The sequence below is a fragment of the Pseudomonas vanderleydeniana genome, assembly GCF_014268755.2.
Classification (GTDB): Bacteria; Pseudomonadota; Gammaproteobacteria; order Pseudomonadales; family Pseudomonadaceae; genus Aquipseudomonas; species Aquipseudomonas vanderleydeniana.
This window is the reverse complement of the sequence record NZ_CP077093.1, coordinates 5,882,295-5,902,063: the sequence shown is the minus strand read 5'-3', so window position 1 is coordinate 5,902,063 and position 19,769 is coordinate 5,882,295. Positions and strand designations below refer to the sequence as shown.

General features: G+C 62.9%; 19 protein-coding genes. 14 read left to right on the top strand and 5 right to left on the bottom strand.

Annotated features, from left to right (window positions below):
* Positions 1–13 precede the first annotated feature (13 nt).
* The 3 genes from HU752_RS26535 to HU752_RS26525 form a co-directional block, all read right to left on the bottom strand.
* Entirely contained in the window at positions 14–1,729 is a 1,716-nt protein-coding gene (locus HU752_RS26535) for a proline--tRNA ligase (RefSeq protein ID WP_186687010.1), read from the bottom strand.
* A gap of 147 nt (positions 1,730–1,876) precedes the next feature.
* Positions 1,877–3,427 (bottom strand): AmpG family muropeptide MFS transporter, encoded by a 1,551-nt coding sequence (locus HU752_RS26530; protein ID WP_186687012.1) that lies wholly within the window; start codon positions 3,425–3,427, stop codon positions 1,877–1,879.
* Positions 3,428–3,471: 44 nt separating this feature from the next.
* Complete coding sequence (locus HU752_RS26525; RefSeq protein WP_186687015.1) at positions 3,472–3,828, bottom strand: MGMT family protein; 357 nt, start codon at positions 3,826–3,828, stop codon at positions 3,472–3,474.
* Positions 3,829–3,983: 155 nt separating this feature from the next.
* On the opposite strand from HU752_RS26525, the gene HU752_RS26520 reads away from it, so the two are divergent.
* The 10 genes from HU752_RS26520 to HU752_RS26475 all read left to right on the top strand — a co-directional run bounded on the left by HU752_RS26520 (position 3,984) and on the right by HU752_RS26475 (position 12,710).
* A complete protein-coding gene (locus HU752_RS26520; protein WP_186687018.1) occupies positions 3,984–4,991 on the top strand; it encodes a DUF481 domain-containing protein in 1,008 nt (335 codons plus the stop codon).
* A gap of 203 nt (positions 4,992–5,194) precedes the next feature.
* Positions 5,195–5,926, top strand: a complete 732-nt coding sequence (locus HU752_RS26515; protein WP_186687021.1) for a HugZ family pyridoxamine 5'-phosphate oxidase — start codon at positions 5,195–5,197, stop codon at positions 5,924–5,926.
* 65 nt (positions 5,927–5,991) lie between these two features.
* A complete protein-coding gene (locus tag HU752_RS26510; protein ID WP_186687023.1) occupies positions 5,992–6,465 on the top strand; it encodes an FxsA family protein in 474 nt (157 codons plus the stop codon).
* 257 nt (positions 6,466–6,722) lie between these two features.
* Positions 6,723–7,016, top strand: coding sequence for a co-chaperone GroES (locus HU752_RS26505; protein ID WP_186687026.1), 294 nt, complete (start codon positions 6,723–6,725; stop codon positions 7,014–7,016).
* A gap of 50 nt (positions 7,017–7,066) precedes the next feature.
* Positions 7,067–8,713 (top strand): chaperonin GroEL, encoded by a 1,647-nt coding sequence (gene groL / locus HU752_RS26500; RefSeq protein ID WP_186687029.1) that lies wholly within the window; start codon positions 7,067–7,069, stop codon positions 8,711–8,713.
* Between the two features lie 226 nt (positions 8,714–8,939).
* On the top strand, positions 8,940–9,623 hold the full coding sequence (gene colR, locus HU752_RS26495; RefSeq protein ID WP_010448646.1) for a two-component system response regulator ColR: 684 nt from the start codon (positions 8,940–8,942) through the stop codon (positions 9,621–9,623).
* Positions 9,613–10,893, top strand: a complete 1,281-nt coding sequence (locus tag HU752_RS26490) for a sensor histidine kinase (protein ID WP_186687032.1) — start codon at positions 9,613–9,615, stop codon at positions 10,891–10,893. Before colR ends, HU752_RS26490 begins: the two co-directional genes overlap by 11 nt.
* 188 nt (positions 10,894–11,081) lie before the next feature.
* Positions 11,082–11,762: a class I SAM-dependent methyltransferase gene (locus HU752_RS26485; RefSeq protein WP_186687035.1), complete on the top strand. Its 681-nt coding sequence runs from the start codon at positions 11,082–11,084 to the stop codon at positions 11,760–11,762.
* A gap of 4 nt (positions 11,763–11,766) precedes the next feature.
* Complete coding sequence (locus HU752_RS26480; protein ID WP_186687038.1) at positions 11,767–12,483, top strand: lipopolysaccharide kinase InaA family protein; 717 nt, start codon at positions 11,767–11,769, stop codon at positions 12,481–12,483.
* A complete protein-coding gene (locus HU752_RS26475; protein WP_186687042.1) occupies positions 12,483–12,710 on the top strand; it encodes a hypothetical protein in 228 nt (75 codons plus the stop codon). The genes HU752_RS26480 and HU752_RS26475 overlap by 1 nt, the downstream gene beginning before the upstream one ends.
* Positions 12,711–12,776: 66 nt before the next feature.
* On the opposite strand, the gene gap is transcribed toward HU752_RS26475, so the two are convergent.
* Positions 12,777–13,778, bottom strand: a complete 1,002-nt coding sequence (gap, locus tag HU752_RS26470; RefSeq protein ID WP_186687059.1) for a type I glyceraldehyde-3-phosphate dehydrogenase — start codon at positions 13,776–13,778, stop codon at positions 12,777–12,779.
* Positions 13,779–13,990: 212 nt separating this feature from the next.
* On the opposite strand from gap, the gene edd reads away from it, so the two are divergent.
* From edd to HU752_RS26450, 4 genes are all read left to right on the top strand, one after another.
* Positions 13,991–15,817: a phosphogluconate dehydratase gene (gene edd, locus HU752_RS26465; RefSeq protein ID WP_186687062.1), complete on the top strand. Its 1,827-nt coding sequence runs from the start codon at positions 13,991–13,993 to the stop codon at positions 15,815–15,817.
* Positions 15,814–16,773 carry a glucokinase gene (locus HU752_RS26460; protein WP_186687065.1) on the top strand — a complete coding sequence of 320 codons (960 nt, stop codon included), beginning with the start codon at positions 15,814–15,816 and terminating at the stop codon, positions 16,771–16,773. The genes edd and HU752_RS26460 overlap by 4 nt, the downstream gene beginning before the upstream one ends.
* Positions 16,774–16,962: 189 nt before the next feature.
* On the top strand, positions 16,963–17,694 hold the full coding sequence (locus HU752_RS26455) for a response regulator (protein ID WP_186687068.1): 732 nt from the start codon (positions 16,963–16,965) through the stop codon (positions 17,692–17,694).
* Positions 17,684–19,144, top strand: a complete 1,461-nt coding sequence (locus tag HU752_RS26450) for a sensor histidine kinase (protein ID WP_186687071.1) — start codon at positions 17,684–17,686, stop codon at positions 19,142–19,144. Before HU752_RS26455 ends, HU752_RS26450 begins: the two co-directional genes overlap by 11 nt.
* Here the strand turns inward: HU752_RS26450 and HU752_RS26445 are convergent.
* Positions 19,113–19,757, bottom strand: coding sequence for an AP2 domain-containing protein (locus tag HU752_RS26445; protein WP_186687074.1), 645 nt, complete (start codon positions 19,755–19,757; stop codon positions 19,113–19,115). The genes HU752_RS26450 and HU752_RS26445 overlap by 32 nt on opposite strands.
* Positions 19,758–19,769 lie beyond the last annotated feature (12 nt).

Below are 19,769 nucleotides of genomic sequence, written 5' to 3'. Positions count from 1 at the left end.
GCTCTATCTGGGCTCAGCGACGGATACGGGCCTGGAGGAACGACAGCACGTCGGCGACCGGCAGTGCCTGCGCCTCGCTCTCGGTACGGCTCTTGTATTCCAGGTTGCCTTCGGCCAGGCCACGGTCGCTGACCACGATCCGGTGAGGGATACCGATCAGTTCCATGTCGGCGAACTTGATGCCCGGGCTGGTCTTCTTGTCGCGGTCGTCCAGCAGCACTTCGAAGCCGGCTGCGGTCAGTTCGGCGTAGAGCTTGTCGGTGGCTTCGCGAACCTGCTCGGTCTCGTAGCGCAGCGGTACCAGGGCGATCTGGAAGGGCGCGAGGCTGTCGCTCCAGATAATGCCGTTGTCATCGTTGTTCTGCTCGATGGCCGCAGCCACCACGCGGGACACGCCGATGCCGTAGCAACCCATGGTCAGGGTGACCGGCTTGCCGTTCTCGCCCAGGACCTGGCACTTCATCGCTTCGCTGTACTTGGTGCCCAGCTGGAAGATATGCCCGACTTCGATGCCGCGCTTGATTTCCAGGGTGCCCTTGCCGTCCGGGCTCGGATCACCGGCCACGACGTTACGCAGGTCGGCGACGGTCGGTACCGGCAGGTCGCGTTCCCAGTTCACGCCGAAGTAGTGCTTGTCGTCGATGTTCGCGCCGATGCCGAAGTCGCTCATCAGGGCGACCGAACGGTCGATGATGATCGGCAGTGGCAGGTTCAGCGGGCCGAGGGAACCGGCGCCGGCGCCGATGGCGTCACGCAGTTCGGCGTCGGACGCCATGACCAGCGGGCTGGCGACGCCAGGCTGGTTGGCGGCCTTGATCTCGTTCAGTTCGTGGTCGCCACGGACGATCAGGGCAATCAGCTTGCCTTCTTCCTCGGCGTGGACGATCAGGGTCTTGACGGTCTTCTCGATCGGCAGGTTGTAGCCTTCGACCAGCTGCGCGATGGTTTTCGCGTCAGGGGTGTCGACCAGGCGCAGTTCCTCGGTCGGTGCAGGGCGCGAGGTTTCGCGAGGCACCGCTTCGGCTTTCTCGATGTTCGCTGCGTAATCGGAGCCATTGCTGAAGACGATATCGTCTTCGCCGGACTCGGCCAGTACGTGGAACTCGTGGGAACCGGCGCCACCGATCGAACCGTTATCGGCTTCCACCGGACGGAAACGCAGGCCCAGGCGGGTGAAGATATTGCAGTAGGCCTGGTGCATGCGGTCGTAGGTGACTTGCAGCGACGGCTGGTCGGCGTGGAAGGAGTAGGCGTCCTTCATGATGAATTCGCGGCCGCGCATCAGGCCGAAGCGTGGGCGGATCTCGTCACGGAACTTGGTCTGGATCTGGTACAGGTTGATCGGCAGCTGCTTGTAGCTGCTCAACTCGTTGCGGCACAGGTCGGTGATCACTTCCTCGTGGGTCGGGCCGGCGCAGAAGTCGCGGTCATGGCGGTCCTTCAGGCGCAGCAGCTCGGGGCCGTACTGTTCCCAGCGACCGGATTCCTGCCACAGCTCGGCCGGCTGGATACCCGGCATCAACACTTCCAGGGCGCCGGCGGCGTCCATTTCCTCGCGCACGATGGCTTCGACCTTGCGCATCACGCGCAGGCCCATCGGCAGCCAGGTGTACAGGCCGGAAGCGAGTTTGCGGATCATCCCGGCGCGCAGCATCAGCTGGTGGCTGATCACGACCGCATCGGAAGGCGTTTCTTTCAGTGTGGCGAGCAAATATTGACTGGTGCGCATGAATTGGCCGTTGTCGGTGCTTATGACTGGAAATAACGGAGCATTGTACGGGCGGGATCAGGCGGCGTACAGGCATGAGGCGGGTCTTGCGCGGGGGGAGGTTGGCTCCCCCCGTGTTTACGGGGTGTTCCCGGGCAGGAAGTCCCGTTACGGCGCTTCCTGGGTTTCAGTCTCGTTGGCGGGCGCGGGGCCGTCGCCACGGATCTCCTGGTACCAGTGCAGTGCGATCAGGATCAGGGTAGGAATGCCCATTACGGCGGTCACGATGAAGAACTTGTGGTAGCCGAGCTTCTCCACCATCACGCCCGAGTAGCCGCCGATCAGTCGCGGCAGCAGCAGCATGATCGAGCTGAGCAGGGCGTACTGGGTGGCGGAGAACTTCAGGTTGGTCAGGCTCGACAGGTAGGCGACGAACGCCGAGGTCGCCAGGCCCGAGCTGAAGTTGTCCAGGGAGATGGTCACGATCAGCATGTTCAGGTTCGGGCCCATGTCGGCCAGCAGCATGAACAGCAGGTTGGTCGCGGCCGAGGCGGCGCCGCCGATGAACAGGATCGGCAGGATGCCGAAACGCACGATCAACAGGCCGCCGACGCCGGCACCGAGCAGGGTCATGATCAGGCCGAAGATCTTGCTGACGCCGGCGATCTGGTCCTTGGTGAAGCCCTGGTCGATGTAGAAGACGTTGGCCATCACCCCCATCACCGTGTCCGACATCCGGTAGGTGGCGATCAGTCCGAGCAGCAGCAGGGCCTGCCAGCGGTAGCGCACGATGAAGTCGTTGACCGGTGTCAGCACGGGCGCCAGGCCGCGGCGGCCCATGCGCGACAGGCAGAGAGCGGTCAGGGTGGTGTAGAGGATCGCACGCAGGAAGGCGCGGTCTTCGAGCAACAGGTCGAGCAGGGTGGCGTCGTGGAACAGCACGCTGGCGAAGTCGGTGTTGTAGAGCTGGGTGAACATCGCCGGGACCGACACCAGCAGGATGATCAGCACGAACACCGATGCCAGCTGGTGGATGAAACTGTAGCGTCCGGCCGACAGCTGCGTGCGCAGCGGCACCGGTGGCTCACGCATGAGCAGCGTGGTGAGCAATGCCGGGATCATCAGCACGCCGAACAGCACATAGGTGCCGGTCCAGGCCGAGTGCTTGTAGCTGAAACCGGTGGAACCGAAACCTTCGGCAAAGAACAATGCGCCGGCCGTCGCCAGCAGCGCCGCGACCCGATAACCGGACATGTAGCTGGCGGCAAGGGCGGCCTGCTGGCTGTCGTTGGCGATTTCCAGACGGTAGGCGTCGACCGCGATGTCCTGGGTGGCGGAAGCGAAGGCGACGAGTACGGCGATTGCGATCAGCCAGGACAGGTGTTTTTGCGGGTCGCAGAAACCCATGCCGATCAGGCCGAGGACAATCAGCGTCTGCGCCAGCACCAGCCACGAACGGCGGCGCCCCAGCTTGCCCAGTAGTGGCAGGCGCCATTGGTCGAGCAGGGGCGACCAGACCCATTTGAAGGCGTAGGCCAGGCCGATCAGGCTGGCATAGCCGATGGTTTCACGGGCGACGCCAGCCTCGCGCAGCCAGACCGAGAGCGTCGAAAACACCAACATGTAAGGCAGACCGGCAGCGAAACCGAGCAGCAGCAACACTAATGTCGAGGGGCTGGCATAGGCAGCAAGCGCGGCGCGCCAGGTTTTACGGGGCATGGGCTGGAATCTGCCTCAGGGTTGACGGAAACAAAGCGCGCACTCTAACCGCTGTGCTCTATCGGGCGCCAGCCATGGCGCTTGATATCGACACGATTGTTCAGGACGCTGACACCTTCGGTGCGCAGCCTGGCGCGTTGCTCGTCGCCGGACGGGCTGCCGGCCGGGAGGCTGATCCGACCGCCGGCACCCAGGACCCGGTGCCAGGGCAGCCGGGTATCGGCCGGTAGCTGGCTGAGGGTACGCCCGACCCAGCGTGCGGCGCGGCCGAGCCCGGCCAGTTCGGCGAGTTGGCCGTAGGTGACCACCTTGCCGGCTGGTACCTGGTCCAGCGTCAGGTAGAGGGCGGTACGGCGCATTTGTGCGGGGCTGTCGCCGTCGGCTTCTTCGCTCACGTTCATTCCTGTAGTAATTCTTGCCTTTCTATGTAGGTATTTTCTGAATTATTGAGAGTGATTATTGAACTCGCCAGTTGCCGGCCGGTCAGTCCTTGTTCAGGCGGCATCTCCCGCGATAATGCCGGTTTTTTCTTGCAAACCCGAGTCCTGTGTTGCCCATGTTGTCCAGAACCCTGCTCTGCCTCGCTGTTTTCAGCGCTTCCACGCCCTTGCTGGCCGACACCATCTGGTTGAAGAACGGTGATCGCCTGAGTGGCAAGATCCGCCTGTTCGATGGCGGCAAGCTGGTGGTGCAGACCACCTACGCCGGCAACGTCTCGCTGGACTGGTCCCAGGTCAAGACCCTGGAAAGCGACCAGGAACTGCTGGTCAAGCAGGACGCCTATTCCGGCGAGAAAGCCAAGTCGCTGCGCGCCGCCGAGGCCGGCAAGGTGATCCTGGCCAACGGCGAGGCGCCGAAAACCGTCGAGCTGGCGAGCATCCAGCAGATCGTCAAGCCCAAGCCGTTGATCGAGGACATGGTCTGGAAGGGCAATGTCGACGTGGCCATGGACTACAAGCGTGCGGAAAAGGACACCGACGACTACGACATCGACTTCAAGACCACCGCGCGGCATGGCGCCTGGCGCCATCATGCCGAGGGCGAATACAACCGCGAGTTCCAGGATCGGGTGGTGACGACCGACAACTGGGGTGTCGAGTACGCCCTCGACCGCTTCCTGACCGAAAAATGGTTCTGGCAGGGCCGGCTGACCTACAAGCGCGACCGGGTCGAGGACCTGTCGCGCCAGCGCACCCTCGGTACCGGTCCCGGCTACCAGTTCTGGGATGACGAGCTGGGCGCCTTTTCCCTCGGCTCGCTGCTCAACAACACCAGCTATGAATACTCCGATGGCGAGAAGAAGAACTTCTACTCGCTGGGGATGAAGTGGGACTACAACCGCTATCTGGTCGGCAAGACCATCGAGCTGTTCACCAATGGCGAGCTCGGCCGGCCGCTGAGCGGCCCGTCGAAGTATTCCCTCGATGCCCAGCTCGGCCTGCGCTACAAGGTCACCGAGTGGGCCTCCCTGAATCTCAAGGCCGAACGCGACATTATTAATGGCGACGATGAGACCAGTCTGAACAAGACCCGCTACACCGTCGGTTTCGGCGTGGCCTGGTAGGTTATCGTCTCCTGCGCCCGGTCAGTCGGCTGCCTCTGGCAACCGCCGCGGATAATGATTACCTTGTCATTGAGTTGCATTCGCATACCAGGTCAACACGTGCGTGGCGTTTGCCGTTCGTCAGTCAGCCAGAGCCGGCCACGGGTGAATCGACCCCGGGGCGCTCGTCCGTCAGTGACGGATTTCGTAGGGGGAGTCATAAGGTGAGCGTTGAAGTAGCCAAGCATGCGCGCGAATTGTTGCTCAAGGAGTACCGGGGCGTGTTGTCGACGCATTCGAAGGCCATGCCCGGTTTTCCGTTCGGCTCCGTGGTGCCGTATTGCCTGGACGACCAAGGCCGTCCGCTGATCCTGATCAGCCGTATCGCCCAGCACACGCACAACCTGCAGAAGGATCCGAAGTGCTCGTTGCTGGTGGGTGAGCGCGAGGCCGAGGACGTCCAGGCGGTCGGTCGCCTGACCTACCTGGCCGAGGCCGAAAAGCTCGCCGAGGCAGAAGCCATCGAGGCCGCAGCCGAGCGTTACTATCGCTACTTCCCCGATTCACGGAACTATCACAAGGCCCACGATTTCGACTTCTGGGTGCTCAAGCCGGTACGTCACCGCTATATCGGCGGTTTTGGCGCGATCCACTGGCTCGACCAGGTGACCCTGGCCAACCCGTTCGCCGGTAAGGCCGAAGTGAGCATGGTCGAGCACATGAACAGTGATCATGCCAAGGCCATTGCCCACTACGTTGAATTGACCGGGTTGCCCAACCGTGAACCGGCGCAGCTGGCGGGCATAGACACCGAAGGCATGCACCTGCGCATTGGCCAGGGGGTGTACTGGCTGGGTTTTGAAACACCTTGCAACACGCCCGTGGAGGTCCGCGAAGCCCTGGTTTCCCTGGCTTGCGCCGGGCAATGGCCGAAAAAGCAGGCCGTCCAGGGTTGAATTCACGGGATATCGACGTCATCTAGGACTGACTGGAAGGACTTCTTCCGAAGAGGACTTATTCGATGCGCGCTTTTCTCCTGCTCTTTCTCCTGTTTCCGGTGTTGGAGCTGTACGTGTTTTTCCAGGTCAGCACGGCAATCGGGTTCTTCCCGGCACTGGCGCTGATCATTCTCGGCTCGGCAATCGGTGTGCTGGTGTTGCGCGTGGCCGGCCTGGCCACCGCCCTGCGGGCTCGTGAAAGCCTCAATCGTGGCGAGTTGCCGGCACAGACCATGCTCGAGGGACTGATGCTGGCCCTGGGGGGTGGCCTGTTGCTGCTGCCTGGTTTCATCAGTGATGTATTGGGCCTGTTGTTGCTGCTGCCGATGACCCGTCGCCTGGCGGCCGACCGCATGCGCCGGCGTGCCGAGGAACAATCCGTGCGCCAACGTGCTTTCGCCGATGACCTGTATGCCCGTGGACAGCCTGGCGCGGCACCAGCCAACGGCCGCCAGCCACAGGTGATCGAGGGTGAGTTCGAGCACCGTGACTCCTGAGTGGCCGGCTGGACCTGCACACGGCACCTTCGGGTGCCGTGTGCATTTTGGCCGTTTGCCAGTGCTGCAAAAAAAAACGTCAGTCGCCCTTGTAATCGCTTTTGGTGCCCCTATGTAACGGTCACCGCAAGGTTTTGGCGCAAATCGCCAGACAGTCTTCCGCGGTTCGCTCGTCGAGCCGTAACCGGCAACGCCGGATTTGTTAACCGGCCGGTCCAGAACTGGTCGCTGAAAATCATAATTAGGAGAGATCGACAATGAAGCTTCGTCCTCTGCATGACCGCGTCGTCATTCGTCGCAGCGAAGAAGAAAAGAAATCCGCCGGCGGCATCGTTCTGGCAGCCACTGCTGTCGAGAAAGCCAACCACGGTGAAGTTCTCGCTGTAGGTGCTGGCCGTGTGCTGGACAACGGTGAAGTACGTGCGCTGTCTGTGAAGGTGGGTGACAAGGTCGTATTCGGCCCGTACTCCGGCAGCAACACTGTGAAAGTAGACGGCGAAGACCTGCTGGTAATGAGCGAGAACGAAATTCTCGCCGTTATCGAAGGCTGATTCCCCGCTCATTCTTCCCGTTACTACAAAGTATTTAAGGAATAACGATCATGGCTGCTAAAGAAGTTAAATTCGGCGACTCCGCCCGCAAGAAAATGCTGACCGGCGTTAACGTCCTGGCTGACGCGGTAAAGGCGACCCTGGGCCCGAAAGGCCGTAACGTGATCATCGAGAAGAGCTTCGGCGCTCCGACCATCACCAAGGACGGCGTTTCCGTTGCCAAGGAAATCGAGCTGGAAGACCGTTTCGAGAACATGGGCGCGCAACTGGTCAAGGACGTTGCCTCCCGTGCCAACGATGACGCTGGCGACGGTACCACCACCGCTACCGTTCTGGCTCAGTCGATCGTCAACGAAGGCCTGAAGGCCGTTGCCGCCGGCATGAACCCGATGGACCTCAAGCGCGGTATCGACAAGGCCACCATCGCCATCGTCAAGGAACTGAAGGCGATGTCCAAGCCATGTGCCGACACCAAGGCGATCGCCCAGGTGGGTACCATCTCCGCCAACTCCGACAGCTCCATCGGTGACATCATCGCCGAAGCCATGGAAAAAGTCGGTAAAGAAGGCGTGATCACCGTCGAAGAAGGTTCGGGCCTGGAAAACGAACTGTCGGTCGTGGAAGGCATGCAGTTCGACCGCGGCTACCTGTCCCCTTACTTCGTCAACAAGCCGGACACCATGACCGCCGAACTGGACGGTCCGCTGATCCTGCTGGTCGACAAGAAGATCTCCAACATCCGCGAAATGCTGCCCGTGCTGGAAGCTGTTGCCAAGGCCGGCCGCCCACTGCTGATCGTGGCTGAAGACGTCGAGGGCGAAGCCCTGGCGACCCTGGTTGTGAACAACATGCGTGGCATCGTCAAGGTTGCTGCCGTCAAGGCACCAGGCTTCGGCGACCGTCGCAAGGCCATGCTGCAGGACATCGCCGTCCTGACCGGTGGTACCGTCATTTCCGAAGAGATCGGCCTGACCCTGGAAAGCACCACCCTGGAGCACCTGGGTAGCGCCAAGCGCGTAACCCTGTCCAAGGAAAACACCATCATCGTCGACGGTTCCGGCGTACAGGGCGATATCGAAGCGCGCATCGCCCAGATCCGTGCCCAGGTCGCCGAGACTTCCTCCGACTACGACCGTGAAAAACTGCAAGAGCGCCTGGCCAAGCTGTCCGGCGGCGTTGCGGTGATCAAGGTTGGCGCCGGCTCCGAAGTCGAAATGAAAGAGAAGAAGGCCCGCGTTGAAGACGCCCTGCACGCTACCCGCGCAGCCGTCGAGGAAGGCGTGGTTCCTGGCGGTGGCGTGGCCCTGATCCGTGCCCTGCAAGCCATCAGCGAACTGAAGGGCGACAACGCCGACCAGAACGTTGGTATCTCCGTGCTGCGTCGTGCCGTTGAAGCACCGCTGCGCCAGATCTCCGCCAACAGCGGTGACGAGCCAAGCGTCGTGGTCAACGAAGTCAAGAACGGCAAGGGTAACTTCGGTTACAACGCTGCCAGCGGCGAATACGGCGACATGATCGAAATGGGTATCCTGGACCCAACCAAGGTCACCCGTTCGGCCCTGCAGGCTGCTTCGTCCATCGGCGGTCTGATCCTGACCACTGAAGCGGCGATCGCTGATGCTCCGAAGAAAGATGCTCCAGCTGGCGGCGGCATGCCAGACATGGGCGGCATGGGCGGTATGGGCGGCATGATGTAAGCCACCCGGCTCCCGTATGAAAAAGCCCCGCCTTGTGCGGGGCTTTTTCATGGGCGCGATTTTTCCGGCCATGGCCTGGGCGCGTCGATTCTGGCGGCCCGGCCGTGCCCAGGTCGTGAACCCCGGGTGAAAAAACCATTAAATCTTCCCGCCCTAGCCCTGAGCCGAACTTCACCTTAAGCTGCCCGGCAAAGAGGGGCGTTACCGCGTACGGAGGAGAGTACCCATGCGAATTCTACTGGTTGAAGACAACCGCGATATCCTCGCCAACCTGGCTGACTACCTGGGGCTTAAAGGCTATACCGTCGATTGCGCGCAAGATGGCCTTTCCGGGCTGCACCTGGCCGCCACCGAGCACTATGACCTGATCGTGCTCGACATCATGTTGCCCGGGATCGACGGCTACACCCTCTGCAAGCGGCTGCGCGAGGATGCCCGGCGCGATACGCCGGTGATCATGCTGACCGCCCGCGACCAGCTCGACGACCGTCTGCAGGGCTTCAAGTCCGGTGCCGACGACTACCTGCTCAAGCCGTTCGCGTTGTCCGAGCTGGCCGCGCGGATCGAGGCGGTCCTGCGGCGTGCCCAGGGCGGCGGTCGCCGGGCCCTGCAGGTCAGCGACCTGAGCTACGACCTCGATACCCTCGAAGTGACCCGTCAGGGCCGTCTGCTCAAGCTCAACCCGGTAGGGCTGAAACTGCTGGCGGTACTGATGCAGAAGAGCCCGCATGTCTTGCGCCGCGAAGTGCTGGAAGAGGCGCTGTGGGGGGATGACTGCCCGGACAGCGACAGCCTGCGCAGCCATGTGCACCAGTTGCGCCAGGTGATCGACAAGCCGTTCGACAAGCCGTTGCTGCACACCGTGCACGGTGTCGGCTACCGCCTGGCCGAGGGTCGTGATGGAGTTTAAGCAGAGTCTGGCCCAGCGCATCATCATTGCCTTTGCCTTGATGAGTGCGTTGGTGGCGGGCACCTTCGCCATGGGGATCGTGGCCACGGTCCATCTGGTCGAGGAAAAACTGATTTCCGCAGGCTTGGGTGGCGATCTGCAGCGCCTGCTGTTGATGGACAGCGTGAGCGACTGGAGTCATCGGCCCGAACCCGACCAGTTGTTCTACTACAGTGGCGGCAAGGGCGACTTCGAGCTGCCGAAGGACCTGCGTCATCTCGATCCGGGTTTCCACGAGGTGTTCCGCGAACAGTTGTCTTATCACGCGATGGTCGAAGTGGTCGACGGCCGGCGCTACGTCCTCCTGCAGGACCAGAGTGACTTCGAGGAGCGCGAGCGGGTGCTGTTCGCCGTGGTGCTGGTGGGCTTCGTCCTGGCCCTGGTGCTGGCGGTGTTCCTCGGTTGGGTCCTGGCGCGGCGGGTGATGGCTCCGGTGGTGCGGTTGGCCCGCCAGGTGCGCCACCGCGACCAGCTGCTTGGTTTCGCGCCATTGCTGGCGCCTGACTATGCGGCTGACGAGGTGGGTGAGTTGGCGGTGGCCTTCGACGCGACCCTGGGACGCCTGCGTGATGCGCTGACGCGCGAGCGCCTGTTCACCAGTGACGTCAGTCATGAGTTGCGTACGCCGCTGATGGTGCTGGCCACTTCCTGCGAGCTGTTGCTGGAGAACCCGGCGCTGGATCCGCGTGGACGCAACCAGGTCGAGCGGATCGCCCGCGCCAGCGAGGAAATGCGCGAGCTCGTGCAGACCTTCCTGATGCTCGCACGCGCGCAGCGCGAAGATGCCAGCATGTCGCCGCAGGTTTCGCTGAGTGTGGTGGCCGAAGACCTGATTGGCCTCTGGCGTACTCCGATCGAGGAAAAGGGGCTGACGTTGATCTTCGAGCCGGGCTGTCCGCTGAATACGCGCTATAACGCCACCTTCCTGCACGCGGTGATGGGCAACCTGTTGCGCAATGCCTTGCACTATACGGAGCAGGGGTTCATCCGCTTGACGCTGGAGCCGGAGGGCTTCGTGGTCGAGGACAGTGGTGTGGGGATTCCCGAAGAGAAACGCGAGGCGATGTTCCAGCCGTTCGTGCGCGGTGACGAGAAACGTGGCGAGGGCCTGGGGTTGGGGCTTTCGCTGGTACAGCGGATCTGCGAGAACCAGGGCTGGCACGTCAGTCTCACGACCATGGAGCCCAATGGGTGCCGCTTCCAGGTGGACCTGGCCCATTCCAGAACCTGACCTTCCGTGCCCTGTCTCATCGGGGCACAACGTTCCACGGGGTTTACGCTTGTGGCCCCTTGCTATTACTGTTGGCTTGTAAAAGATTGTAATGGTTTGTGCTGGACGGTACGAATTTTTCACGAGGGAACGACCTGTAGCTGACGTGTGCCTACATAACCTGTGGCCGTCAGCTACAGGAGACGGTTATGAGTTCCCCGGTAAAACTTGAGTTTTCCGACAAGTACGATGAGCAGCATGCTCAGGAATATCTGCGCAAGCACCGGAACGGGATGGCGCGGCGATTGTCCCACCTGCGTGACGAGCAACTGGCGCGTTCCGCCCTGGCCCTGGCGGGTGAGCCGGGGCTGGTGCTCGATCTGCCTTGCGGTGCGGGGCGTTTCTGGCCATTGTTGGCGGAGAAGCCCAACCGGGTGATCATCGGTGCGGACAATTCCGCGGCGATGCTGGAAATCGCACTCAGGGCGCAGCCTGCCGGCGTAGTGAGCCGGGTACGGCCGCTGCAGACGTCGGCATTTGACATCGACTTGCCGGAAAGCTCGGTCGACAGCATCTTCTGCATGCGTCTGCTACACCATATCGGTGAGTCGGCACATCGTCTGGCACTACTGAAACAGTTTCACCGGGTCACCCGTGATAGCGTGATCGTTTCGTTGTGGGTCGACGGCAACTTCAAAGCCTGGCGCCGCAAGCGCCTGGAGCGCAAGCGCAAGGCCATGGCGGAGCCGGACAGTTATCAGAACCGTTTTGTCTTACCGGCCGCCCAGGTCGAAGAGGAATTCAGGCAAGTAGGTTTTCGCGTTCAGCAACATCTGGACTTCTTTCCTCTCTACGCCATGTGGCGGGTCTATATCTTACGCAAGAGGTAGCAGAATGACCGTTGAGTACGCTTCGTATACCGCAGGAACCGCCACGGATCGTTTCGAGCATTTCTGGACGCGCAAGGGTGAGTGGGTCGAAGAGCCCAACCAGCGTCGCGGTGGTGAGAGTGGTGTACAGCGTGTCACGGGCAGCAGTGGTCGGTTGCTCTACGTGAAGCGCCAGGTGGGCCACACCTATCGCAGCCTGCTGCATCCGTTCGGTCGTCCGACCGTCCTGCGTGAGCAGGATGCGCTGAAGAACCTGCGCCTGCTCGATGTCGGTGTCCCTGAACTGGTGTTCTGCGGTGCTCGCCGCGAAACCAGCGGGCAGTGGCAGGCGCTGCTGGTGACCGCCGCCCTGGACGGATTCATCGAGATCGAGCAATGGTATGCCGAGGGCGGGCGTGAACGGCATGGCGAGGCCTTGCATGATCGCCTGCTCAATGAATTGGCCACGACCCTGGCGCGCATGCACCGGGGTCGCTGGCAGCATGGCTGCCTGTATATCAAGCATGTCTTCGTTCGGGTGGTGGGCGAGGGCGAGTCGGCCAGTGTCGAAGTGGCCCTGCTGGACTTCGAGAAGGCCCGCCGGCGTCTGACCCGCCAGCGGGCGGCGCAGCACGACATGAAGCAGCTGCGGCGCCATTCGTCGTGGAACGAAGCGGACTGGGGCAGGCTGAGCTACTTTTACAGTATGGCGTTCGGCAGCACCATCAAAGGCTTACGGTGATGAAGTTAGAATTAGCTAGAGGTTTGTTTCTGGTCGGTGCATTGGCTATAGCGTCCCTGGCCCTGGTGGTCTGGGAACAGCCGCGGCCGCAGGTGCTCAGCATGGCCCAGGGCGGCGAGCGTTGTCCTCTGCCGCGCGTGGCCAAGGTGGGCGTCACTGCCAAGCCCGATCACGACCTGCTGCTGTTCATGTTCGGTCTGTCCCAGGGCTTGAAACCGCAAAGTTGAGATCCCGTCCTCCCCCGAAAGCCTCGTGAATCACGAGGCTTTTTCTTGTGACCGCCTATCGGCTGGTCATTCGGCGTTGCACAGTGCCAGGCAGTTATCCAGCATGCGGTTGGAGAACCCCCACTCGTTGTCGTACCAGGCCAGGACCTTGAGCAGCTTGCCGCTGGCCTTGGTGTGGTTGGCGTCGAAGATCGACGACAGCGGGTTGTGGTTGAAGTCGCTCGACACCAGTGGCAGGGCGTTGTAGCCGAGAATTTTCGAGTGCTGGCTGGCCTCCCTGAACAGGGCGTTGATCTCGTCGGCGCTGGCTTCGCGCTTGAGCTGTACGGTCAGGTCGACCAGGGACACGTTGATCACCGGCACCCGTACGGCCATGCCGGTCAGCTTGCCGGCCAGCGTCGGCAGCACCAGGCCCACGGCTTCGGCTGCACCGGTCTTGCTCGGGATCATGTTCTGGGTGGCCGAGCGGGCCCGGTAGGGGTCGGTGTGGTAGACGTCGGTCAGGTTCTGGTCGTTGGTGTAGGCGTGGATGGTGGTCATCAGGCCGCTTTCGATGCCCAGTTCGCGGTGCAGCACCTGGGCCACCGGGGCCAGGCAGTTGGTGGTGCACGATGCGTTGGAGATGATTTCGTGCGACTGGCGCAGGATGTCGTGGTTGACCCCGTACACCACGGTAGCATCGGCGCCCTTGGCCGGTGCCGAGATGATCACCTTGCGGGCGCCGGCACTGATGTGTGCGGCCGCCTTGGCGCGGTCGGTGAACAGACCGGTGCATTCGAACACCACGTCGATCTTCTCGGCGGCCCAGGGCAGTTCGGCCGGGTTGCGGATCGCGCTGACGGCGATGCGGTCGCCATTGACGGTCAGGCTTTCGTGATCATGTTCTACGCTGGCATCGAAGGTGCCATGCACGGTGTCGTACTTGAGCAGGTGGGCGTTGATCGCGCTGTCGCCCAGATCGTTGATGGCGACGACCTGCAAGTCCTGGCGGTAACCTTGGGTATAGAGTGCGCGCAGGACGTTGCGGCCGATACGGCCAAATCCGTTGATTGCGATTCTTAGCGTCATGGGGAAAGCGCCTGTCGTAATTTTGTTGTTGGAATTACAAGATTATTCGCATAGAAATAGAAAACAAGCCTTTTTAGTGGCAATATTTTGTTTTATCTACAACGAGTGACCTGAATCAACGGGTCCGGATGAACGAAAAGCCCCGCCAGCCGAGGCCTTCGCTCACCTCAGGACAAACAGGTCGCCATTTCCGTTAGCCTGGAGTTCTACACATGCATCCCCGCGTTCTTGAGGTCACCGAACGGCTTATCGCCCGCAGCCGCGCCACCCGCGAGGCGTACCTGGCACTGATTCGTGGTGCCGCCAGCGACGGTCCCGTGCGCGGCAAGCTGCAGTGCGCGAACTTTGCCCATGGCGTGGCCGGTTGCGGCAGCCAGGACAAGGAAACGTTGCGGATGATGAATGCCGCCAACGTGGCGATCGTTTCGTCCTATAACGACATGCTCTCTGCCCACCAGCCCTACGAAACCTATCCGGAGCAGATCAAGCAGGCCCTGCGCGAGATCGGCTCGGTCGGCCAGTTCGCTGGCGGTGTGCCGGCCATGTGCGATGGGGTGACCCAGGGCGAGCCGGGCATGGAACTGGGGATCGCCAGTCGCGAGGTGATCGCGATGTCGACCGCGGTGGCACTGTCGCACAACATGTTCGATGCGGCGCTGATGCTCGGTATCTGTGACAAGATCGTACCGGGCCTGATGATGGGGTCGCTGCGCTTCGGCCATCTGCCGACCATCTTCGTGCCGGGCGGGCCTATGGTCTCGGGCATTTCCAACAAGCAGAAGGCCGATGTCCGCCAGCGCTACGCCGAAGGCAAGGCCAGCCGCGAGGAGTTGCTGGAGTCGGAGATGAAGTCCTACCACAGCCCGGGTACCTGCACTTTCTACGGCACCGCCAACACCAACCAGTTGCTGATGGAAGTGATGGGCCTGCACCTGCCGGGCGCGTCCTTCGTCAACCCGAACACCCCGCTGCGTGATGCGCTGACCCGCGAGGCGGCATTCCAGGTCACGCGCATGACCAAGCAGAGCGGCAACTTCATGCCGATCGGCGAAATCGTCGACGAGCGCGCACTGGTCAACTCCATCGTTGCCCTGCACGCCACCGGCGGCTCGACCAACCATACCCTGCACATGCCGGCCATTGCCCGTGCGGCGGGCATTCACCTGACCTGGCAGGACATGGCCGACCTTTCCGAGGTGGTACCGACCCTGTCGCATGTTTACCCGAACGGCAAGGCCGACATCAACCACTTCCAGGCCGCGGGTGGCATGTCGTTCCTGATCCGCGAGCTGCTTGAGGCCGGTCTGCTGCACGAAGACGTCAACACCGTGGCCGGGCATGGCCTGAGCCGCTACACCCGCGAGCCGTTCCTGCAGGATGGTGAGCTGGTCTGGCGTGAAGGCCCGACCGAGAGCCTCGATGAAAACATCCTGCGTCCGGTCGCCCGGGCGTTCTCGCCGGAGGGTGGCCTGCGGGTCATGGAAGGCAACCTCGGTCGTGGCGTGATGAAAGTGTCCGCCGTTGCCCCGGAGCACCAGGTGGTCGAAGCCCCGGCGCTGGTGTTCCAGGACCAGCAGGACCTGGCCGATGCCTTCAAGGCGGGCCTGCTGGAGAAGGACTTCGTGGCGGTCATGCGCTTCCAGGGGCCGCGCTCGAACGGCATGCCGGAACTGCACAAGATGACCCCGTTCCTCGGTGTGCTGCAGGACCGTGGCTTCAAGGTCGCATTGGTGACCGACGGCCGTATGTCCGGCGCCTCGGGCAAGATTCCGGCGGCGATCCATGTTTGCCCCGAAGCTCATGTCGGCGGTGCGCTGGCGCGGGTTCGCGACGGTGACGTGATCCGTGTCGACGGCGTGCAGGGCACGCTGAAGGTGTTGGTGGATGAGGCAGAATTCGCTGCGCGCGAGCCGGCAGTCGGCTTGCTGGGTAATAATGTCGGCTGTGGCCGCGAACTGTTCGGCTTCATGCGCGTGGCCTTCAGCTCGGCGGAGCAGGGGGCCAGCGCCTTCACTTCGGCCCTGGAGACCCTTGAATGAAATTGGCCCTGGTTGGCGATATCGGTGGCACCAATGCCCGCTTCGCCCTGTGGAAAGATAACGGCCTGGACTCGGTCAGGGTGCTGGCGACCGCCGACCACGCCTGTCCGGAAGACGCCATCAAGGTCTACCTGAGTGACCTGGGCCTGCAGCCTGGCGCGATTGGCGCGGTGTGCCTGTCGGTGGCCGGGCCGGTGGGCGGCGATGAGTTCCGTTTCACCAACAATCACTGGCGCCTGAGCCGCAAGACGTTCTGCGCGACGCTGCTGGTCGACGAGTTGTTGCTGGTCAATGATTTCTCGGCCATGGCCCTGGGCATGACCCGTCTCGAACCAGGCGATTTCCGCGTGGTCTGCGAAGGGACCCCGGAGCCGCGGCGGCCGGCGGTCGTGATCGGTCCGGGCACCGGCCTGGGCGTTGGCACCCTGCTGGATCTCGGCAATGGTGCTTTCATGGCCTTGCCGGGCGAGGGAGGGCATGTCGACCTGCCCTTGAGCAGCCCACGGGAAACCCAGCTGTGGCGGCACATCCACGACGAAATCGGTCATGTCAGCGCCGAGACCGCCCTCAGTGGCGGTGGCCTGCCGCGTGTCTACCGGGCGATCTGCGCGGTGGATGGGCACGAGCCGGTGTTGGAGACGCCGGAGGCGATCACCGCCGCCGGCCTGGCCGGTGATCCGGTCGCCCAGGAAGTGCTGGAGCAGTTCAGCTGCTGGCTGGGGCGGGTGGCGGGCAACAACGTGCTCACCACCGGCGGGCGCGGTGGGGTCTATATCGTCGGTGGGGTGATTCCGCGTTTCGCCGATTTCTTCATCCGGAGCGGCTTTGCCAGGAGCTTTGCCGACAAGGGCTGCATGAGCGACTACTTCAAGGGCATCCCGGTGTGGCTGGTGACGGCGCCGTACTCCGGGCTGATCGGCGCGGGGGTCGCCTTGCAGCAGGCGTTCGCCGGCTGATTCGGTGCAGGCCTTTTCGCGGGCAAGCCCGGCTCCTACAGGGCTGCGGTGGATTTCAAATCACCATCGTACCTGTAGGAGCCGGGCTTGCCCGCGAATGGCTTCGTATCGGCAACACCGCTTCACGGCTCAATCGATTGAGGCATAATTCGCGTTTCGGTCCTAACCACAACAACAGGGACATCCACCGTGAGCGCAGTCAGTAAGTCCATTCTCCTGGTCGACGATGACCAGGAAATCCGTGAACTGCTGGACACCTACCTCAGTCGTGCCGGCTTCCAGGTGCGCACGGTCGGTGAGGGCGCCGGTTTTCGCCAAGCGCTCAACGACGCTCCGAGCGACCTGGTCATCCTCGATGTGATGTTGCCCGACGAAGACGGCTTCAGTCTCTGTCGCTGGGTTCGCCAGCACCCACGCCAGGCCCACGTGCCGATCATCATGCTCACCGCCAGTTCCGACGAAGCCGACCGGGTGATCGGCCTGGAGCTGGGGGCCGACGATTACCTGGGCAAACCCTTCAGTCCCCGCGAGTTGCTGGCCCGGATCAAGGCCCTGCTGCGCCGTGCCCAGTTCGGCCAGGAGCGCTCCGGCAGCGAGGTGCTGGCCTTCGACGAGTGGCGCCTGGACACGGTCAGCCACCGGCTGTTTCACATCGATGGCGAGGAGGTGATTCTCTCCGGCGCCGACTTCGCGTTGCTCAAGCTGTTTCTCGACCATCCCCAGGAAATTCTCGATCGCGACACCATTGGCAACGCCACCCGTGGGCGCGACCTGATGCCCCTGGACCGGATCGTCGACATGGCTGTCAGCCGACTGCGCCAGCGCTTGCGTGATACCGGGAAACCGCCACGGCTGATCCGGACCGTGCGTGGCAGCGGTTACCAGTTGGCTGCCCACGTCACGGCCGCCAATGCTCTCTGAACTGCGCCAGCGCCTGCCGGTGCCGCGCTCGCTGCTCGGCAGGATGCTGCTGCTGACGCTGTTCGCGGTACTGCTGGCCCAGGCGCTGTCCAGCGTCATCTGGCTGTCGCAACTGCGGGCCACCCAGCTCGAGGGGCTGGTGACCAGTGCCCGCAGCCTCGCCCACTCGATGACTGCCAGCGTCAGCTACCTGCGTTCATTGCCCCTGGCCTATCGCCCACTGGTGCTCGACCAGTTGCGCAGTATGGGCGGGACGCGGTTCGTCGTGACCCTCAACGACAAGCCGCTGGACATGCAACTGCTCGGTCCGACGCCGCGCAAGACCGCCGTGCTCGAAGCGGTCCATGAGGTGTTGCGCCAGTCCCTGGGCAACGACGTGGACATATCGGTGAACTTCGTCAGCCCGGACAATCTGCGGATCTTCAACGGTGGCCTGAAGCTCGATGAGCTGCCGCGCTCCTGGGCCCACTATGCGCTGACCCTGGAACCGGTGAACCCGCCGGTACTGGTGACGCAGATCCAGATGTCGCCCGGCGAATGGCTGTACATCGCTTCGCTGTTGCCCGAACCCTACACCAGCCTGGAGGAGGAGGGGCTGCCGGCCCAGCAGGTCTGGTTCATCCTGCTCACCAGCGGTTTCCTGCTGCTGTTCATCGGCTTGCTGGTGCATTGGCAGAGCCGGCCGCTCAAGCGTCTGGCGCGCGCGGCCCGGGACATGTCGCTGGGGGCCGAAGAGGTACGGCCGGTGCTCGAGGGGGGTGGCAGCGAAGTGATGGAGGTCGGCCGGGCGCTCAACACCATGCGTGAGCGCATCAGTCGCTACCTGACCGAGCGCAGCCAGTTGTTCAGTGCGATCTCCCACGACCTGCGGACGCCCATTACCCGCCTGCGCCTGCGGGTCGAGCTGCTCGAGGATGAGCAGATGCAGTTGAAGTTCGGGCGCGATCTCGACGAACTGGAGATGCTGGTCAAGGGCGCGCTGCAATGCGTGAAGGACACCGACATCCACGAGAACATCGAGCCGGTGGACCTCAACCAGGCCCTCGATACCCTGGTCGAATGCTACCTGTCGCCCGACGGTAACGGCCTGGTCAGCCTCGATGGCCGGGCGCTGGCTACCTATCCCGGCAAGCCGCTGGCCCTGCGCCGCTGCATGGGCAACCTGATCGACAATGCCCTCAAGTACGGCGAGCGCGCTCACCTGCACATCGAGGACGACGACAGCGCGTTCATCCTGCATGTCGACGACGAAGGCCCCGGGGTACCCGAGCAGCGTCTGGAGCAGGTGTTCGAGCCGCATTTCCGGTTGTCCGGGCAGCAGCAGGGTTATGGCCTGGGCCTGGGGATCGCACGCAACATCGCCCACAGCCATGGCGGCGAAGTGAGCCTGCAGAACCTGCGCGAAGGCGGATTGCGGGTTACCTTGTTCTTGCCGCGAAATGCCGACTGATCGACAGCGAGGCCTGCTCCGGGCTGATGCTCAGTTGCGCTTCCCGTTCGTTCCTACCCGGGTTGTCGGCTGAGTCGCGACGTCCCCGCGCCTGGCCGATGGCCGCCTGGATACGGCGCTCGCGCACGCGAACGTTGGTCTGGCTGAAATGCTGCTGCAGGATCTTCATGGCCTCTTCGTAGGGCTCCTCACACAGCGCCAGTTGCCGCTGGCGTTCGTTGAGTGCCAGGCGCTTGGCCTGTTCCTCGCCATGGCGTTCGACACTGAAGCTGCGGCTCAGGTTGTAACCATGGATTCGCGTACTGGCGCGCCAATAGCCGATGTTGTGGGTCTCGATCCTGATGACGCCCGGATGACCGCTGGTGTTGTGCGGCAGCAGGCGCTGGCGGCTGGCATAGGTCTGCGGCGCCGGCATTTTCAGCACCAGGGCGTTGCGGTACGACTCGGCAGCCAGTCGCGCGGGCTGCTCGCCGCCGTGTTCCTCGAAGGTGAACGTCCGGACCAGCAGCTTGGCGCCCCGGCGCACCTCCACTTTCCAGGCGTACAGCCGGTCGTCCTGATGCAAGGGGTAGATGCAGCACGGGTGGGCCGGATACGGATTGTCGTTGACCATGGGGCATGCCTC

Coding starts and splice junctions, on each gene's coding strand:
- HU752_RS26535 (WP_186687010.1), bottom strand. CDS start 1,729: ATGCGCACCAGTCAATATTTGCTCGCCACACTGAAAGAAACGCCTTCC.
- HU752_RS26530 (WP_186687012.1), bottom strand. CDS start 3,427: ATGCCCCGTAAAACCTGGCGCGCCGCGCTTGCTGCCTATGCCAGCCCC.
- HU752_RS26525 (WP_186687015.1), bottom strand. CDS start 3,828: ATGAACGTGAGCGAAGAAGCCGACGGCGACAGCCCCGCACAAATGCGC.
- HU752_RS26520 (WP_186687018.1), top strand. CDS start 3,984: ATGTTGTCCAGAACCCTGCTCTGCCTCGCTGTTTTCAGCGCTTCCACG.
- HU752_RS26510 (WP_186687023.1), top strand. CDS start 5,992: ATGCGCGCTTTTCTCCTGCTCTTTCTCCTGTTTCCGGTGTTGGAGCTG.
- HU752_RS26505 (WP_186687026.1), top strand. CDS start 6,723: ATGAAGCTTCGTCCTCTGCATGACCGCGTCGTCATTCGTCGCAGCGAA.
- groL (WP_186687029.1), top strand. CDS start 7,067: ATGGCTGCTAAAGAAGTTAAATTCGGCGACTCCGCCCGCAAGAAAATG.
- colR (WP_010448646.1), top strand. CDS start 8,940: ATGCGAATTCTACTGGTTGAAGACAACCGCGATATCCTCGCCAACCTG.
- HU752_RS26490 (WP_186687032.1), top strand. CDS start 9,613: ATGGAGTTTAAGCAGAGTCTGGCCCAGCGCATCATCATTGCCTTTGCC.
- HU752_RS26485 (WP_186687035.1), top strand. CDS start 11,082: ATGAGTTCCCCGGTAAAACTTGAGTTTTCCGACAAGTACGATGAGCAG.
- HU752_RS26480 (WP_186687038.1), top strand. CDS start 11,767: ATGACCGTTGAGTACGCTTCGTATACCGCAGGAACCGCCACGGATCGT.
- HU752_RS26475 (WP_186687042.1), top strand. CDS start 12,483: ATGAAGTTAGAATTAGCTAGAGGTTTGTTTCTGGTCGGTGCATTGGCT.
- gap (WP_186687059.1), bottom strand. CDS start 13,778: ATGACGCTAAGAATCGCAATCAACGGATTTGGCCGTATCGGCCGCAAC.
- edd (WP_186687062.1), top strand. CDS start 13,991: ATGCATCCCCGCGTTCTTGAGGTCACCGAACGGCTTATCGCCCGCAGC.
- HU752_RS26460 (WP_186687065.1), top strand. CDS start 15,814: ATGAAATTGGCCCTGGTTGGCGATATCGGTGGCACCAATGCCCGCTTC.
- HU752_RS26450 (WP_186687071.1), top strand. CDS start 17,684: ATGCTCTCTGAACTGCGCCAGCGCCTGCCGGTGCCGCGCTCGCTGCTC.
- HU752_RS26445 (WP_186687074.1), bottom strand. CDS start 19,757: ATGGTCAACGACAATCCGTATCCGGCCCACCCGTGCTGCATCTACCCC.